The sequence below is a fragment of the Mesorhizobium sp. M0088 genome, assembly GCF_040322895.1.
Lineage (GTDB): Bacteria > Pseudomonadota > Alphaproteobacteria > Rhizobiales > Rhizobiaceae > Mesorhizobium.
The window spans coordinates 271480-287237 of record NZ_JAMYUI010000001.1; the positions used below are offsets into that span (position 1 = coordinate 271480).

Sequence of the window (15758 nt, forward strand, 5' to 3'; positions counted from 1 at the left end):
AAGATGTAACCCGGCTCCTCCCGAGCTCGACCCATGCGTCCCGTGCCGCCCTTGGCACGGGACGCAGTTCAGATAAATTCCATGACAGAGACGACCAAGTGACCGAAGCAGGACTCACCATGCTCAATCGGACCGCGGAGAACGTTGCCCGGGCGACTCCGGAGCCGTTGGCCCGCAAGGTCCGGGGCATCAGCGACAAGGGCCTCGCCTGGCTGTTCATCTCGCCGACGATCCTGTTGCTGCTGGCCATCAACATCTTTCCGCTGTTCTGGGCGATCTATCTGTCGTTCACCAACTACCGCGCCAACCGCCCGAACGAGGTGGTGAAGAACCTCGGCTTTGCCAACTACCAGCGCATCCTCGGCGACAAGGATATCTGGATCGCCATGCAGACGACGGCGCATTTCGTGTTCTGGACCATCCTGTTGCAGACGCTGATCGGCTTCACCCTGGCCTGGCTGATCGACAGGAAGTTCCGCGGCCACGCCTTCTGGACGACGCTGATCCTGGTGCCCATGATGCTGTCGCCGGCGGTGGTCGGTAATTTCTGGCGCTTCCTCTATGAGCCGCAGATCGGCCTGTTCGCCTACGCCATATCCTTCGTCACGAGGATCCCGCCGACCGATATCCAGATGCTCTCCAACGTGTCGCTGGCGCCCTGGTCGATCATCATCGTCGACACCTGGATGTGGACACCCTACGTGATGCTGATCTGCCTCGCGGGCCTTCGCTCCATCCCCGAATACATCTACGAGGCGGCCGAGGTCGACCGCGCCTCCAACTGGCGGCAATTCTGGTCGATCACGCTGCCGATGGCGCTGCCCTTCATCATGCTGGCTGTGCTGTTTCGCGGCATCGAGAACTTCAAGATGTTCGACATGGTCAATCTGTTGACCGGCGGCGGGCCGGGCTCGACCACCGAGGTCGCCTCGATAACGCTGAAGCGGCAGGCTTTCGAAAGCTGGCGCACCGGCTATTCCTCGGCCTTCGCAATCATTCTTTTCGTGGCGGTGTTCGGCCTCGCCAACATCTACGTCAAGGCGCTGAACAAGGTGAAGCAGAGATGAGCCTGACCACAGCCCATTCGGTCGTCGCACCGAGCAGCAACTCGAAACGGATCGCCGGCACGATCATCGTACTTTACGCGCTGATCTCGATCGTGCCGCTGCTGTGGATCTTCGCCACCAGCTTCAAGACGCCGCCGGATTCGATCGCCTATCCGCCCAAGATCCTGTTCCAGCCAAGCCTTGAGGGCTACTGCAATCTGTTCACGACGCGGACCCGGCAGACGCCGGAATACATCAACTCGCTGGGCCCGGCGACAGGCTTCTGCGACGAGACCACGCGCAAGCGCAACATGGTGATCGCCGGCCCGTCCAACTTCCTGCCGCGCTTCGTCAATTCGCTGATCATCGCCTTCGGCTCGACCTTCTGCGCCGTGTTCCTCGGCACGCTCTCGGCCTATGGCTTCTCGCGCTTCAAGGTGCCGCTCGCCGACGACCTTTTGTTCTTCATCCTGTCGACGCGCTTCATGCCGCCGATCGCCGTCGCCATTCCGATCTATCTGATGTACCGCGAGCTTGGCCTGTCGGACACGGCGCTCGGCATGATCCTGCTCTACACGGCGGTCAATGTTTCGCTGGCGGTGTGGCTGCTGAAAGGCTTCATCGACGAAATCCCGCGCGAGTACGAAGAGGCGGCGATGATCGACGGCTATACGCGGCTGCAGGCCTTCTGGCGCACCGTGCTGCCGCAAGCGACGACCGGCATTGCAGCGACCGCGATCTTCTGCCTGATCTTCGCCTGGAACGAGTATGCGTTCGCGGCACTCCTGACCTCGGGCACCGCGCAGACCGCGCCGCCCTTCATCCCAACCATCATCGGCGAAGGCGGCCAGGACTGGCCGGCGGTCGCGGCCGGCACGACGATCTTCCTGGTGCCGATCCTGGTCTTCACCATTCTGCTCCGCAAGCAATTGCTGCGCGGCATCACCTTCGGCGCGGTGCGCAAATGAGCATGACCAAGCCTCAGAAACGCAAGTCGCGCTGGCCGGTCTGGGCCAGGCGCGGGCTGATGGAAAACATCGCCACGGCGCTGATCGCCATCGGCTTCCTGATGCTGTTCCAGCCCTTCGCGCTGTCGCTCTACACCTACTCCTTCATCACCATGCTCGCCGGCACCGTGATGTTCATCATCGTCTCGAAATTCCCGGAATAATCATGGCCGAAATCCGCGTCCAGCACCTGAGAAAGGCCTTCGGCGATTTCGTCGCCGTGCAGGATTCCAACTTCGTCGTCGAGGATGGCGAGTTCTTCGTCATGCTCGGGCCGTCGGGCTGCGGCAAGACGACGACCTTGCGCATGATAGCCGGGCTCGAACTGCCGACCGGCGGCCAGATCCTGCTCGGCGGCGACGATGTCACCATGCTGCGGGCACGCGAGCGCGACATCGCCTTCGTCTTCCAGCTGTTCGCGCTCTATCCGCACATGAACGTGCGCAAGAACATCGGCTTCCCGCTGTTGGCGCAAGGCATGCCTTCGGCCGAGATCCGCACCCGTGTCGAGGAAACAGCAAAACTGCTGCGCATCGATCATCTGCTCAACAAATCCGTCTCCGGACTTGCCGGTGGTGACCGCCAGCGGGTCGCGCTCGGCCGCGCCATCGTGCGGCGGCCAAAATGCTTCCTGATGGATGAGCCGCTCGGCACGCTCGACACCGAATTCCGCGATTTGATGGTCCATGAACTGCGCGAACTGCACAACCGCATCCGTGCCACGACGGTCTATGTCACGCACGACCAGATGGAAGCGATGTCGATGGCCGACAAGATCGCGGTGATGAACCATGGCGTCATCGAACAGTTCGGAAGTCCACGCGAAATCTACGACCGCCCGGCGACCATGTTCGTCGCCGACTTCATCGGCTCGCCGCCGATGAACTTTTTGGGATTTGGCGGCGGGCTGGCCAAAGGCGCCAGGGAGATCATCGTGCAAGGTGCGAAGGTCGCGGTGCCGGAGGTGCGCGAGGATATCGCACCCAGCGACATGGCCCTCGGCATCCGCCCGGAGCACATACGCTTCGACGATGCTTCCAAGCTGCGCGGTGCCATCTACGGCACCGAATATCTCGGCACCACGCAGATCGTCGCGGTGGAGACGGCGGACGGTATCATCAAGGCACGCGTGCCGGCCGAAATCCGGCTCTCCACCGGCGACCATGTCGGCCTGACGCTGAGCAGCGCGCGGCTGTCGCTGTTCGAGAAGGGATCGGGCCGCGCGGTGAGAACCGCGATCCACGATGTCGCCTCGGAGCGGAGAGCCCAGCATGGCTGAGGTGCACATCAAAAACGTGACCAAGAGTTTCGGCGACCATGTCGCCGTCGACGGCCTCGACCTGCACATAGCAGATGGCGAATTCGTCGTGCTGCTCGGGCCGACCGGGGCCGGTAAGACAACGACGCTGCGGCTCATCGCCGGGTTGGAACGGCCGGATACCGGCACGATCGAGATCGGTGGACACAATGCCACGACGCTGTCGCCGGCCGAGCGTGACACCGCCTTCGTCTTCCAGCAGTACTCGCTCTATCCGCATCTGTCGGTATTCGACAACCTCGCCTTCCCGCTGCGCTCGCCGGCGCGGAAAATGCCGGAGGACCAGATCCGCCGCCGGGTCGAGGAGGTGGCCAGGATGGTGCGCATCCATCACAAGCTCGCCAATCGCTCGACCAAGCTTTCGGGCGGCGAAATGCAGCGCGTTGCCATCGGTCGCGCGCTGGTGCGCAAGCCTTCGATCTATCTGATGGACGAGCCGCTGTCGTCGCTCGATGCCAAGCTGCGCGGCGATCTCAGGCTCGAGCTGAAGCGCATCCAGACCGAACTCGGCGCCACTATGCTCTACGTCACCCACGACCAGATCGAGGCGATGACGATGGCAGACCGCATCGGCATCCTCACCGAGGGCGTGCTGGTGCAGATCGGCTCGCCGCGCACCATCTATTCAGAGCCGGCAAACCTGCATGTCGCGGCAAGGCTCGGCCAGCCGGCGATCAATCTTCTGCCAACCGGACTGCTGCCTGACGGCGGCGCACCGGCCGGCACCAAGACGATCGGCGCGCGCACCGAACATCTGACGATCGCGAAGGCCGCGAATGGTCATGCCGACGGCATCGTCGACTGGGTCGAGCATCTCGGTGATCAGAACCATTTGCATGTGACGGTGGGGACCAAGAAACTGGTGACGCTGACCGATCCCGACACGGATCTGGCGCAGGGCGACAAAGTGGTGATCCGCTACCGGGCGCCGCTGTATTTCGGCGCCGATGGACAGCGATTGATGTGAGCGGTTTTCGGTGATTCAGCACCGGTTTTGACTTTGCCAGTACGGGACGAATTCGATGAAGCACTTTTTCAATCGCAGGGAAACGATCGTCACCGAGGCGCTGGACGGCCTGTTGCGGACCATCGGATCAGGCGATCTCGCGCGCCTCGACGGCTATCCTGAGATCAAGGTCATCCTGCGCGCCGACTGGGACAAGACGAAAGTCAGCGTCGTCTCGGGCGGCGGGGCCGGGCACGAACCGTCACATGCCGGCTTCGTCGGCAAGGGCATGCTGACGGCGGCGGTCTCAGGCGAGATCTTTGCCTCGCCAAGCGTCGAAGCCGTGCTGGCGGCCATCCGGGCGGTCAGCGGTCCGGCCGGCTGCCTGCTGATCGTCAAGAACTACACCGGCGACCGCCTCAATTTCGGCTTGGCCGCCGAGAAGGCGCGCGCCGAAGGATTTCATGTAGAGATGGTGATCGTCGCCGACGACATCGCGCTGCCGGACATCAACCAGCCGCGCGGCGTTGCCGGCACCTTGTTCGTGCACAAGATCGCAGGCCATCTGTCGGAGGCCGGCCATGATCTGGCATTCGTCGCAACGGCCGCTCGCGCGGCGGCGAAGGATATCGTTTCGCTCGGCATGTCGCTGTCGTCCTGCTCGATCCCCGGCCAGCCGCACGAAGACAGGTTTGGCGAGAACGATGGTGAACTCGGCCTCGGCATTCATGGCGAGCCGGGCGTCGAAAGGATTGCGGTGCAGAGTGCCGACAGACTGGTGGCGATCATGGTGGAGCGCCTCGCGGCACGGCTTGATCCCGAGGCCACCTACGCCTTGCTGATCAACAATCTCGGCTCCGTGCCGCCGCTCGAAATGTCTGTCGTCGCCAATGCGGTGCTTGCATCGCCGCTCGCCAAGACCATCAAGCTGACGATCGGCCCGGGCCCGCTGATGACGGCGCTCAACATGAACGGCTTCTCGCTGTCGCTGATCCGGCTGGATGCGGCGCGCGAAACCGCCTTGCAGGCGCCGGTCGGTCCGCACGCCTGGATGCCGGCAAAGCCGGTTGTTTCACCTACCGTCGTGCCGATGGCGAAAGCGGCCGGACAGAGCGCGGCACGCAAGCCCAGCCAGGATGCGCGGACCCGCTCTCTTCTCGTCACCACCTGCGAACGGCTGATCGCGCTGGAAACCACGTTGAACGGGCTCGACGCCAAAACAGGCGACGGCGACACCGGCTCGACGGTGGCGACCGGCGCGCGCAGTGTTCTCGAGCGGCTTGATGCGCTGCCGCTTGCCGAGCCGGCGGCGACCCTTGGCGCGATAGGTGACATTCTGAGCGCGTCGATGGGCGGCTCCAGCGGCGTGCTGCTGTCGATCTTCTTCACCGCCGCAGCGCAAGCTCTGGAGAGCGGCGCGAGCTTAGCCAAGGCGCTGCTTGCCGGCCTCGACCGAATGACTTTCTATGGCGGGGCCAGGATGGGGGATCGCACCATGGTCGATGCCCTCGAGCCAGCCCTCAGAGCGCTCGATGCCAGGAGCCTGGACGAAGCGGCTATCGCGGCTCGACGTGGCGCCGAGGCCACCGCTGCCATGGACAGGGCAAAATCCGGGCGGTCCGCCTATGTCGGCAGCAAGCTGCAAGGCGTGGCCGACCCCGGCGCCTATGCAGTGGCCGAGGTTTTCGCGGCGGCGGCCGCGCTGCATGAAGCGGCCTGATTCATGCTCCAGTTGTCGAATGAGCGTTCTTTCGATACTGCGGGCGGCATGGAAACCGGAAATGCGGGTGACATGGCGGCGTTGAACCTTGCCAGGCTGATCGCGGCCGCTGCGGATACCATTGCCGCTCACGCCGAGGAGTTGACGGCGCTCGACCAGGCGATCGGCGACGGCGACCACGGGCTGAACATGAAGCGCGGCTTCGAGGCCGTGCGCGCGGAAGCCGAAGCATTTTCGGCCAAGCCGCTGCCCGATGCCTTGAAGGCGATCGGCACCAAGCTGGTGATGACGGTCGGCGGCGCCTCCGGCCCGCTATTCGGCACCCTTTTCCTGGCACTCGGCAAGGAGATTTCAGCGGCGCCTGATCGCGCCAATCTGACGGCGGCGTTCGGCAAGGCGATCGAAGCGGTGGCAGCACGGGGCAAGTCGCAGGTTGGACAAAAAACCATGCTCGACGTGCTGCAGCCGGTGCATGACGCGTTGCTGCAGGGAAAGACGGCGCCGGAAATCGCAGGTATCGCCGATGCGGCCGCCGAGGCGACCGTGCCGATGAAGGCCCTGCGCGGCCGTGCGTCGTTCCTTGGCGACCGGTCGATCGGCCACATGGATGCCGGTGCACGTTCGACCGCGCTTCTGGTGCGCACGATCGTCGAAACGCTGGAAGGTCAGCCATGAGCAATGTCGGCATCGTCATCGTTTCGCATTCGCCGCTGGTTGCCGAGGGCACGGCCGACATGGTGCGGCAGATGGTCGGCGACGAAGTGCCGCTTGCATGGTGCGGCGGAAACGGCCATGGCGGGCTCGGCACCGATGTCGAGGCGATCATGGGCGCCATCGACAAGGCCTGGTCGGAAGCCGGTGTCGCCATTCTGGTCGATCTCGGCGGTGCCGAGACCAACTCGGAAATGGCGGTGGAGATGATCGGCGAGCCACGCTCGCACAAGATCATCGTCTGCAACGCGCCGATCGTCGAAGGCGCGGTGATGGCGGCGACCGAGGCCTCCGGCGGCGCCTCGCTCAGGGAAGTGGCGGCGACGGCGCATGAATTGTCGCCGTCGTGAGTGAACGGGAAGTTTGAAGACATGTCCGCATCCGCCGAAGCGACCGTTGTGATCACCCATGAGGTGGGTCTGCACGCGCGTCCTTCGGTGAAGTTCACCAAGCTGGCCAAGAGCTTTGCCGCCGAGGTGGAAATCGCGCTGGCTGCCAACGGACCATGGTTCGACGCCAAGAGCATCGTCAAGGTGATGGCGGCCAAGGCGCCGAAGGGCACGGTGCTGCGCATCAGGGCCAGCGGTGACGGCGCCAATGATGCCGTCGACGCGCTGGTCGAACTGGTGCGGCGCGATTTCGACGAAGGCGCGGACCATGCGCGAACCGCTTAGGATTAAAGGCATTTCGGCCTCGGCCGGTTATGCCGAAGGGCCGCTCTTCGACCTCGACCAGACTGTCGGCTCCTATGTCGGCAAAGAAACAGCCGACGATGAGAAGGCCGCGCTCGAAACCGCAATCGGCATTGCCACGGGCCGTCTCACTGCAATAATCGGGATGGCCGAGGGCGATGCCGCCGACATTCTCGAGTTTCAGATCGCCATGCTGCAAGACGATGCGCTGAGCAGCCCGGCCTATACCGCGATCCGCACCGGCCTGCCGGCCGACACGGCGTGGCGGCAGGCGCTTAACGCTGAAATCGCCGGCTACGATGCTTCGGACCAGGATTATTTCCGCGCGCGCGCCGCCGACATCCGCGATATCAGGGACCAGGTGCTGCGGGCTCTGTCGGAGGTTGGCAACGTCGAGCCGCCCGCCGGCGCCATCCTCTATGGCGAGGATATCGCGCCGACGCGTTTTCTCGAAACCGACTGGAGCAGCGGCGGCGGCATCGCGCTGAGGGCGGGCAGCACGGCCAGCCATGTCGCCATGCTGGCGCGCTCGCGCGGCGTACCCATGATCGTCGGTCTCGGTGCTTCGCCGGCTCATCTCGCCGGCATCGCCCTGCTCGACGCCGAACATGGCGGCATCGTGGTGTCGCCCTCCAGGACCGAAATCGCCGCTTTTCGGCAATCCTCCTCATCATTCCGGGCGCGCCGCGATCGGGCCGGGACCTTCCTGGCGCGACCGGCGGTCACCAAGGCCGGCACGGCGGTGCGGATGCAGGTCAACATCGCCGACCCGTCCGAGGTCGACGGCATCGATATCGCCACCTGCGACGGCGTCGGGCTGATGCGCACCGAATTCCTGTTCGGCAAGACGCTGCCGGACGAGGGGACACAGTATCGCGCCTATCGCAAGGTGCTGGAATGGGCTGGTGAAAAACCGGTGACGATCCGCACCGTCGATGCCGGCGGCGACAAGCCGGTGCCCGGCTTCACCATCGAGGAGAGCAATCCGTTCCTCGGCCTGCGCGGAATCAGGCTGTCGCTGGCAAGGCCGGAGGTGTTTCGTGTACAGATCCGGGCACTGCTGCGCGCCGCGGTGCACGGCAATCTGAAAGTGATGTTTCCGATGATCGCCATTGTGGAGGAATACCGACAGGCAGCGGCGATGTTCGCCGAGGAGCAGACCGCACTTGCCGCGCGCGGCATCGCGAGCAAGATGCCGCCGCTCGGCATCATGGTCGAGGTGCCGTCGGTGGCGATCCTGCCGGAAGCCTTTGCTGATGCCGCCTTCTTCTCGATCGGCTCCAACGACCTCACCCAGTATGTCATGGCGGCTGCCCGCGATAACGCTGCCGTGGCACATCTCAATTCGGTCCGTCATCCGGCCGTGCTGCGGCTGATCGCTGCCGTGACCGCGTTTGGCCAGCGGGAAGGAATCCCGGTCAGCCTGTGCGGCGATGCAGGCGGCGATCCCGCCTCGATCCCGTCACTGCTCGAGGCCGGCCTGCGCGATCTTTCCGTCGCTCCGGCGCAACTCGCCATGGCCAAGGCGGCCATCGCGGATATCTCGGTCTAGGCGCCGGGCATGGTCGAAAAAACACCTGAACCCGGTTCCGAAGAGGCGATCCGAGCCTACAAGACGATCCTGTCGCACGTCATCGACCAGCGCCCGTCCGGCATGCGCCAGCGCCTCGCCGACGCGCTCGGCAAACACCGCAGCTTCGTCACACAGATTTCCAGTCCTGCCTATTCAATTCCGATCCCGTCTAAACATTTGCCGGCTATATTTTCGGTCTGCCATTTCAGTCCGGGTGAGCGCGATCAGTTTCTCGCCGCCTACCATCAGGCGCATCCGGGGAAAATTTCGGTCGCGGCAGGCATGCGCAAGACGCGGCATGTCTCGCTTGTGGTGCCGGATTTCGGCGACGACAAGCAGAACGCCGCACTCGACAAAGCGGTGAACGACTTTATCCAGAAGATCACCAGCATCACCGGCAAGGGTAGCTGATCGAACTCTTTGTTTTACGCAATTCCGGACGGAAAACCGCGACGCACTTTTCCTGGAATTGCTTTGTTTTACGCAATTCCGGACGAAAAATCGCGACACACTTTTCCTGGAATTGCTTTGGAAGGCCTATTTCGGGAGGAGACGATCGTGAAGAAGTTCATGAACTCGGTGGACACGGTGCTGACCGAGAGCCTCGACGGTTTCGTGGCCGCCCATGCCGACATCCTGGTGCTTGGCGACGAGCACAAATTCATCCGCCGCAAGACCTTGCGGCCGGGCAAGGTGGCGTTGATCTCCGGCGGAGGCTCCGGCCACGAGCCGCTGCATGGCGGCTTAGTCGGGCACGGCATGCTCGACGCCGCCTGCCCCGGCCAGGTGTTCACCTCGCCGACGCCGGACCAGATGCTGGCGGCGGCGCAAGCCGTCGACACGGGCGCCGGCTGCCTGTTCATCGTCAAGAACTATGAAGGCGACGTCATGAACTTCGAGATGGCGGCCGAAATGTCGGAAGGCATCCTGCAGATCGTGACCAATGACGATGTCGCCGTCGAGAATTCTTCCTATACGACGGGCCGGCGCGGCGTCGCCGGCACGTTGGTGGTGGAAAAGATCGTCGGCGCGGCCGCGGAACATGGCCTGGCGCTGGCGCCGCTGAAGGCGCTGGGCGACGGCGTCAACGCTGCTACCCGCTCGATGGGCGTGGCGCTGACCAGTTGCACCGTACCGGCGGCGGGCAGGCCGACTTTCGACATCGGCGATGGCGAGATGGAATTCGGCGTCGGCATCCATGGCGAACCCGGACGCCGGCGCGACATGTTGAAAAGCGCCGATGCGATCGCGCAGGAGATTTGTGCCGCGATCCTGGGCGATCTCGGGGACAGGGCGAAGGGTTCGGCGCTGCTGTTCGTCAACGGCTTCGGCGGCACGCCGCTGATGGAACTCTATCTGATGTACAACAGCGCACGGCTGATCTTCGAGAAGCATGGCGTGACGGTGGCCCGTTCGCTGGTCGGCTCCTACGTCACCTCGCTCGACATGGCCGGCTGCTCGATCACGCTGACCATGCTCGACGACGAGACGACCGGATTTTGGGACGCGCCGGTACACACTGCGGCGCTGCGCTGGGGCATGTAAAAGCTGGCTTCCACCCTGCTTTTCTGCAACATCTTTCCCTTCAATCGCAACATTGTCCAGGTTGATGCTGCCACCGCTTACCCCTGCCGAAGAAAAGCTGCTGCTGCGCTACGCAGATCCGGAGGCGCCGACTGTCGACGTCGATAATTTGTCGGCAAAGACGCTGATGTCGCTGCTCGACAACGCCGAATTCCATGGCGTCTTGCCGATCATGCTGCGCAAGCTCAGCGGCGACGCGCAACTGCCGTCGGATCAGGAGCTGCGAGACAAACTGGAGGACCTGCGCCAGAAAGCGACGATCGCCACCGGCCAGTCGATGCTGTTGAAGTATCATGGCGACCGCATCATGAAGGGACTGGCGGCGGACAATGTTCCGGCGCGGATCGTCAAGGGGCCGGTCTTCGCGCGCAAGCTCTACCGCAACGTCGCCGACAGGCCGTTCACCGACATCGACATCCTGGTCGAACCCGCCAATCTGGCCAGGGCAAACCAGGTGATCGCGGCATGCGGCTTCGAGCTTGGCAGCGACGAGGCCGAATCCTACGAATTGCAGGAATTCAAATGGCTCGAAAAGGAGAATTCCAGCCTGCTGGTCGAACTGCATGGCGACCTCGTGCATAACACCGGCATGCGGCGGCGCCTGTCGCTGGGTTTCCCTGAATTGCGCGCCATCGACGGCGACGCGACAGACACGCCGGCGGCTCTTCTCACAATCGCCATCGTGCACGCCGCCGGCGGCCACAAATTCCACCGGCTGCAGCTTTGCGTCGACGTGCTGCAAGGTGTGCGGGCGCTGCAATCACCCGAAGCGGAAGCACGCCTCTTCGATGCTGCCCGTACCACCGGCATCGAGCTCGAGTTGGCAATCGTGCTCGATGTGACCGGCCGGTTGTTCGACGAGAGCCGCGCGCTCGACCTCGCCGGCCAGATCAAGCCCGATCTCTCCATACGGCTGGCCAGGCGGTTGATCACCACGAATACGCTGCTCGGCGTCAATTCCAGGGATAAGCTTGGTTCGCGCCTACGCCGCGACGCCTTCCGCTGGATCCAACGGCTGGCCAGGGCCAGAGCAATTCCAGGAAAAGTGTGAGACGTTCTCCCCCGGAAACGCGTCGCGCCATCACCTCAGGTCGGAAAGTGATGGCGCTCTTGGCTTGGCCGCTCTGAGTCTTTAGCCTGCGTCGGGAAGCACACGACGAAGGATTGAGGAATTTGGCCGATCTCAATACCCACATTGCGAATGCTGCGCGTGATCGGAGTTCCCCGCGAGTCGTCGCGGTCCTTACGACACGGAACGAAGAACGGTTCGTCGCCGGATGTCTCGAGAACCTCTTTCGTCAAGGCGTACAGGTCTACATCTGCGACAATCAGTCGACGGACCGAACGCTTGAGATTGCCCAACGCTACTGCGGAGCCGGATTGATAGGATTCGAAACCATCCCGCATAACGGCTGGTATTGCTGGGAGCACCTTCTTCGTCGCAAAGAGGAACTGTTTCAGTCGCTCGAAGCAGACTGGTTCATGCATGTTGACGCTGACGAGATCCACCTTCCGCCGACTTCGTACTCATCGTTGGTCTCCGCCATTGCGGCAGCCGACGCACTCGGCTTCAATGCGATCGAATCTTCCGAGTTTACGTTCATTCCTACCAGAGAAGCTCCCGATCACGACAATCCCGATTATCAACACACGCTGCGCACCTACTACCCGTTCCGGCCAACCTCCCCACACTGCGTCCGTGCCTACAAGAAACAGGACGGCCCCATGGAGATTGCGTGGTCAGGCGGCCATCTCGTACGGTTCGCGGGTCCGGTGAGGCTTTACTCCGAGCGTTTTCGCATGAAGCACTATCTGTTCCTTAGCGCAGAGCACGCCGCATGCAAGTATGCTGGCCGCCGGTTTCTGAGCGAAGAGGTCATTGGTCGTGGCTGGCACGGATGGCGACCCCGCTTGCGATCAGAGGATATTCTGCTGCCGGATGCCAGCCAGGTGCGCGCCAGCGCGACGGACGACGATCTGGACGAGGCCAATCCATGGTCGGCGCACTGGCTTGAGCGGTACGCCTCGTGAATGAGGTACACCTCCCCCGCGTCCTGGCGATCGCGGATCGACCCGGCTGGGCGATTGATCGCAAGACCCAAAATCTCCGGCGCGCGCTGGAAAGAAGGTTCGAGATCGTCCAACGATTTCAACATGATGTGACTGAGTCGGACGTGAACACGGCGGACATCGTGCTCATCTTCTATTGGCTCCAGATCTCGAAGCTGCCCCTGCCGGAATCGGCCCTCGCCAGGCGGTCTGACAGGCTGCTCATCGGGATCTGCAGCCACAGAGAGCTGGAGGGCGAATTCCGCGAGCCCGGGCTCGCCGCCCTGCACCGGCTGGCGCGCGCTGTCTTTGTCAACAATCGGCAGCTCGAGCACGAATACGGTCCTCTACTGCGTGTTCCGGTCCACTACACGCCCAATGGAGTCGACACGACGTTCTTTTGTCCCGCACAAGAGCCGCAACCCGTTTCTGGCGAGCTCCGTGTCGGATGGGCGGGAAGTCTCGGCAACCATGGTCCAGCACATCGCGGCTTCCACGACGTCATCGAGCCCGCGGTAGCGGCCGTGCCGGGCGCGCGCCTACTGACGGCGATTCGCGAGCAACGCTGGCGTAGCCATGACGAGATGCCCGGCTTCTATCGGGATCTCGACGTTTATGTCTGCGCCAGCCTCAGCGAAGGCACTCCCAATCCTTGCTTGGAGGCGGCGGCGTGCGGTGTCCCTTTGGTGACCACCCGTGTGGGAAACATGCCCGAGCTGATTCGGGATGGCGACAACGGGCTGTTCTTCGATGGAACTGCGGAGGGGCTTGCGAACAAGCTAGCCTTGTTGCGGGACACGCCATCGCTCCGGTCGAGGATGGCCGCCCGCATGATCGAGACGATCCAAGAGTGGGATTGGGGCGTGCAGGCGGAGAACTACGCGCGCATGTTTGCCTCGTTGCTTACTGCGGGCGGATCTGTCGGGCCCGTGAGATGAGCGGCTTCGGGTGTGCCCTGCCAAACCTGACCTTTGTAGCGCCATTCGAGTTTTCCCGGACCCTTGCTCTTCCGTACCTCGCGCAGCAAGGATAACGAGGCGGCGCTGCGCTTAAATCGTTGTTTTTGCGCAAAACTGCGAAGTAGAAGCACTCCGAAACACGCTATCCCCACGCCCTTGGGAACAAGGAATAGCGGCCCCACGTTGCCTGGGGTATTCAGTCCCGCGTCGTCAGAGCGGCGCTGATCAGTGCCGCAGCGTCAGCCGGGCGCGCGCCCACCTCCAACCGGAAGGTCGGCACCGCATTGACCAGCCCGGCGATGGTCGCCAGCCGGTGTTTCTGCATCGGCAGCAGCCCGGTCATGCCGGTGCGGACATTGTCCACTGCCAGCGCCACCATTGCGTCGGTGCCGGCCATGTCGACTAGCCGGGTCTGGCTTCCGGCGGAACGCGCCAGGTGCAGAAGGGCCGCCACCGGCCGGGCGGACGCGTTTTCCACCCGGATGATATCCTCCAGCCGTTCTAGCGAGACCGGCTGTTCGCCGTTGCGATCCCATGTCTGGCCAAGGCAGGGCGCCACCTGCGGGATCATCTCCGCAGTCTTCTGGTGGATTTTGACGGCGCGCGGCAAGCCCCAGGCGACGACCTTGCCCGAAGTGGCTTTCAGGATCATGGCGTCGTCGGAGCAGAGGCCAAAGCCCTGTATTGCCAGCGCGAGCGACGTCGTGGTCTTGCCGGTGCCGCTCGGAGCATGGATCAGCACCACCGCATCGCTATCCGGCAACGTCAAGCCGGCAGTGTGCAGCATATGCTGGCCACCGGCGTCGAGCGCGGCGTCGAGCACCAGCATTGCCGGTGTCCACGCGGCTTTCGCGCCAGGGCGGATCCGGAGTTCGGCCCATCCCGCCACGCCATTGATGGCAACGGTCTGACGCCCGGGAAAGACCAGATGGATGATACCACCATCCTCGAACATCCGGCAGGGACCATCCTCCGGCACCTCGCCATCGAAGACGAGGGATCCGTTGGGTGCCTCGTCCAAGGTGTCTGTCTCGGCGATCTCGAGACGAAAGTCCGGCTCGACGGGTTCCGCGATACGCAGGCTGCCCAGCATCCGGTCGAAATCCTGCCACAGCTCCGGGCGCTCGGCCGATATGCCAAGGATCAGGCCGTTGAGGCCATAGCAAGCTGAAGGTCTGGTCAAGCGGGACGCGCCTTAACGGCATCGGCATGATGACGATAGATTTCGACCATGCCGGGAAGCTTGTCGCTGACCACCGGCCTGCCATCGAGGCAGACCCAGCAATGCGCTGCCAGGCGCTGCGCTTGCATCGACTGCGGATCGACGCCGAAGCGCAGGTCCGGATCGAAGCCGGCCAGGCGCAGGAAACGATGACCGAGCAGACCCTCCCTCAGGCACCTGCGGTCACGCATCAGCCAGGGATGGCGGACGGCGCGGTTGACGCTGGCGACTATGTAGGCGGACGGCAGACCGCGATAGGGCGTCGACGAGGCGAGCGGCGCCCATTCGAGCACCTCCTCGAAGCTCCGGTTGATGACCAAGACCGGCATCAGCCGCGCGCTTGCCCAGAGATGGCAGCGAAACAGAGCGCGCAGGAGCGGGCCGTCAGTCATCAAGCACCTGGCGCGGCGAGGATACCTTCAGAGATCAGATCCGTGGCCAGTGCCGCCATGTCCTGATCGAGCGTCCCCTTGTCGACCTCGAACTCCTCGCAAAGCAGGTCGACGATCTGGTCGAGGTTGCGCGCGCCGTCCACCTTGTCGAGAAAGGCTTCGGTCGTGCCGTTGCATGTATAAAGCTGGCCGCTGCGCGCCAAAAGCACGACTGCGCCATCGCCCACATGCTGCACCGAGGCATCCTCGGCCAGCCGCAGAACGGTTCCAGAGACTATTTCCACCACGCCCCTCCAAGCCACGCTCATCCCGGAAATCAGATAGCGCGGAGGTGGAGCGCTGTCTATCAGCCGATCATGGGAGCCCAGTGCACGGGACCAACGGCTTTGCTGACGGATTCTCCGCGCCAGTCGCGTTAGAACCTGCTCGGTTGCGTCTTCCCGGCCGCATTCGTCCCAGAAATAGTCATCGATGAAATGTGACAAGCAGCGGGCCTGCCGGCAGCGGACGTTGCATTTCTTCCCCTAAGTAAGGTAAAA

18 protein-coding genes are annotated in these 15758 nt (G+C 63.4%); 15 read left to right on the forward strand and 3 right to left on the reverse strand.

What is annotated here, in order from left to right; genetic code table 11:
* Window positions 1–119: 119 nt before the first annotated feature.
* From NKJ67_RS01235 to NKJ67_RS01305, 15 genes are all read left to right on the forward strand, one after another.
* Window positions 120–1067 carry a carbohydrate ABC transporter permease gene (locus NKJ67_RS01235; protein WP_032901495.1) on the forward strand — a complete coding sequence of 316 codons (948 nt, stop codon included), beginning with the start codon at window positions 120–122 and terminating at the stop codon, window positions 1065–1067.
* Window positions 1064–2014, forward strand: coding sequence for a carbohydrate ABC transporter permease (locus NKJ67_RS01240; RefSeq protein WP_013528079.1), 951 nt, complete (start codon window positions 1064–1066; stop codon window positions 2012–2014). The genes NKJ67_RS01235 and NKJ67_RS01240 overlap by 4 nt, the downstream gene beginning before the upstream one ends.
* On the forward strand, window positions 2011–2217 hold the full coding sequence (locus NKJ67_RS01245) for a hypothetical protein (RefSeq protein WP_127320730.1): 207 nt from the start codon (window positions 2011–2013) through the stop codon (window positions 2215–2217). Before NKJ67_RS01240 ends, NKJ67_RS01245 begins: the two co-directional genes overlap by 4 nt.
* A gap of 2 nt (window positions 2218–2219) precedes the next feature.
* Window positions 2220–3332, forward strand: a complete 1113-nt coding sequence (locus tag NKJ67_RS01250) for an ABC transporter ATP-binding protein (protein ID WP_127320731.1) — start codon at window positions 2220–2222, stop codon at window positions 3330–3332.
* Entirely contained in the window at window positions 3325–4338 is a 1014-nt protein-coding gene (locus tag NKJ67_RS01255) for an ABC transporter ATP-binding protein (protein ID WP_352580175.1), read from the forward strand. The genes NKJ67_RS01250 and NKJ67_RS01255 overlap by 8 nt, the downstream gene beginning before the upstream one ends.
* A 55-nt stretch (window positions 4339–4393) precedes the next feature.
* The gene (locus tag NKJ67_RS01260) at window positions 4394–6037 is read left to right on the forward strand and encodes a dihydroxyacetone kinase subunit DhaK (protein WP_256746731.1); all 1644 of its coding nucleotides are present in this window, start codon (window positions 4394–4396) and stop codon (window positions 6035–6037) included.
* Window positions 6038–6109: 72 nt separating this feature from the next.
* Window positions 6110–6712, forward strand: coding sequence for a dihydroxyacetone kinase subunit DhaL (gene dhaL / locus NKJ67_RS01265; RefSeq protein ID WP_352580176.1), 603 nt, complete (start codon window positions 6110–6112; stop codon window positions 6710–6712).
* Window positions 6709–7098: a dihydroxyacetone kinase phosphoryl donor subunit DhaM gene (gene dhaM / locus NKJ67_RS01270; protein WP_256746730.1), complete on the forward strand. Its 390-nt coding sequence runs from the start codon at window positions 6709–6711 to the stop codon at window positions 7096–7098. The genes dhaL and dhaM overlap by 4 nt, the downstream gene beginning before the upstream one ends.
* A gap of 21 nt (window positions 7099–7119) precedes the next feature.
* Window positions 7120–7422, forward strand: coding sequence for an HPr family phosphocarrier protein (locus NKJ67_RS01275; protein WP_256746729.1), 303 nt, complete (start codon window positions 7120–7122; stop codon window positions 7420–7422).
* Window positions 7406–8992: a phosphoenolpyruvate--protein phosphotransferase gene (gene ptsP, locus NKJ67_RS01280; protein ID WP_352580177.1), complete on the forward strand. Its 1587-nt coding sequence runs from the start codon at window positions 7406–7408 to the stop codon at window positions 8990–8992. The genes NKJ67_RS01275 and ptsP overlap by 17 nt, the downstream gene beginning before the upstream one ends.
* Window positions 8993–9001: 9 nt before the next feature.
* On the forward strand, window positions 9002–9424 hold the full coding sequence (locus tag NKJ67_RS01285) for a hypothetical protein (protein ID WP_256746727.1): 423 nt from the start codon (window positions 9002–9004) through the stop codon (window positions 9422–9424).
* 147 nt (window positions 9425–9571) lie between these two features.
* The gene (gene dhaK, locus NKJ67_RS01290; RefSeq protein WP_352580178.1) at window positions 9572–10558 is read left to right on the forward strand and encodes a dihydroxyacetone kinase subunit DhaK; all 987 of its coding nucleotides are present in this window, start codon (window positions 9572–9574) and stop codon (window positions 10556–10558) included.
* A gap of 64 nt (window positions 10559–10622) precedes the next feature.
* The gene (locus NKJ67_RS01295) at window positions 10623–11648 is read left to right on the forward strand and encodes a nucleotidyltransferase family protein (protein ID WP_256746725.1); all 1026 of its coding nucleotides are present in this window, start codon (window positions 10623–10625) and stop codon (window positions 11646–11648) included.
* A 122-nt stretch (window positions 11649–11770) separates the two neighbouring features.
* Window positions 11771–12628 (forward strand): glycosyltransferase family 2 protein, encoded by an 858-nt coding sequence (locus tag NKJ67_RS01300; protein ID WP_236383302.1) that lies wholly within the window; start codon window positions 11771–11773, stop codon window positions 12626–12628.
* Complete coding sequence (locus NKJ67_RS01305; protein ID WP_352580179.1) at window positions 12625–13584, forward strand: glycosyltransferase family 4 protein; 960 nt, start codon at window positions 12625–12627, stop codon at window positions 13582–13584. Before NKJ67_RS01300 ends, NKJ67_RS01305 begins: the two co-directional genes overlap by 4 nt.
* 217 nt (window positions 13585–13801) lie before the next feature.
* On the opposite strand, the gene NKJ67_RS01310 is transcribed toward NKJ67_RS01305, so the two are convergent.
* From NKJ67_RS01310 to NKJ67_RS01320, 3 genes are read right to left on the reverse strand one after another with little or no spacing between them, the layout of a single operon-like run.
* Window positions 13802–14788 (reverse strand): phosphoenolpyruvate carboxykinase (ATP), encoded by a 987-nt coding sequence (locus tag NKJ67_RS01310; protein ID WP_352580180.1) that lies wholly within the window; start codon window positions 14786–14788, stop codon window positions 13802–13804.
* Complete coding sequence (locus NKJ67_RS01315; RefSeq protein ID WP_352580181.1) at window positions 14785–15219, reverse strand: lasso peptide biosynthesis B2 protein; 435 nt, start codon at window positions 15217–15219, stop codon at window positions 14785–14787. The genes NKJ67_RS01310 and NKJ67_RS01315 overlap by 4 nt, the downstream gene beginning before the upstream one ends.
* Window positions 15219–15506, reverse strand: coding sequence for a PqqD family protein (locus NKJ67_RS01320; protein ID WP_032898709.1), 288 nt, complete (start codon window positions 15504–15506; stop codon window positions 15219–15221). The genes NKJ67_RS01315 and NKJ67_RS01320 overlap by 1 nt, the downstream gene beginning before the upstream one ends.
* Window positions 15507–15758 lie beyond the last annotated feature (252 nt).

Excerpts from the sequence above, each read along its gene's own strand:
- ptsP (WP_352580177.1), top strand. The coding sequence starts at position 7,406 with ATGCGCGAACCGCTTAGGATTAAAGGCATTTCGGCCTCGGCCGGTTAT.
- NKJ67_RS01315 (WP_352580181.1), bottom strand. The coding sequence starts at position 15,219 with ATGACTGACGGCCCGCTCCTGCGCGCTCTGTTTCGCTGCCATCTCTGG.
- dhaL (WP_352580176.1), top strand. The coding sequence starts at position 6,110 with ATGGCGGCGTTGAACCTTGCCAGGCTGATCGCGGCCGCTGCGGATACC.
- NKJ67_RS01245 (WP_127320730.1), top strand. The coding sequence starts at position 2,011 with ATGAGCATGACCAAGCCTCAGAAACGCAAGTCGCGCTGGCCGGTCTGG.
- NKJ67_RS01260 (WP_256746731.1), top strand. The coding sequence starts at position 4,394 with ATGAAGCACTTTTTCAATCGCAGGGAAACGATCGTCACCGAGGCGCTG.
- NKJ67_RS01255 (WP_352580175.1), top strand. The coding sequence starts at position 3,325 with ATGGCTGAGGTGCACATCAAAAACGTGACCAAGAGTTTCGGCGACCAT.
- NKJ67_RS01295 (WP_256746725.1), top strand. The coding sequence starts at position 10,623 with ATGCTGCCACCGCTTACCCCTGCCGAAGAAAAGCTGCTGCTGCGCTAC.
- NKJ67_RS01250 (WP_127320731.1), top strand. The coding sequence starts at position 2,220 with ATGGCCGAAATCCGCGTCCAGCACCTGAGAAAGGCCTTCGGCGATTTC.
- NKJ67_RS01275 (WP_256746729.1), top strand. The coding sequence starts at position 7,120 with ATGTCCGCATCCGCCGAAGCGACCGTTGTGATCACCCATGAGGTGGGT.
- NKJ67_RS01235 (WP_032901495.1), top strand. The coding sequence starts at position 120 with ATGCTCAATCGGACCGCGGAGAACGTTGCCCGGGCGACTCCGGAGCCG.
- NKJ67_RS01285 (WP_256746727.1), top strand. The coding sequence starts at position 9,002 with ATGGTCGAAAAAACACCTGAACCCGGTTCCGAAGAGGCGATCCGAGCC.
- NKJ67_RS01240 (WP_013528079.1), top strand. The coding sequence starts at position 1,064 with ATGAGCCTGACCACAGCCCATTCGGTCGTCGCACCGAGCAGCAACTCG.
- dhaM (WP_256746730.1), top strand. The coding sequence starts at position 6,709 with ATGAGCAATGTCGGCATCGTCATCGTTTCGCATTCGCCGCTGGTTGCC.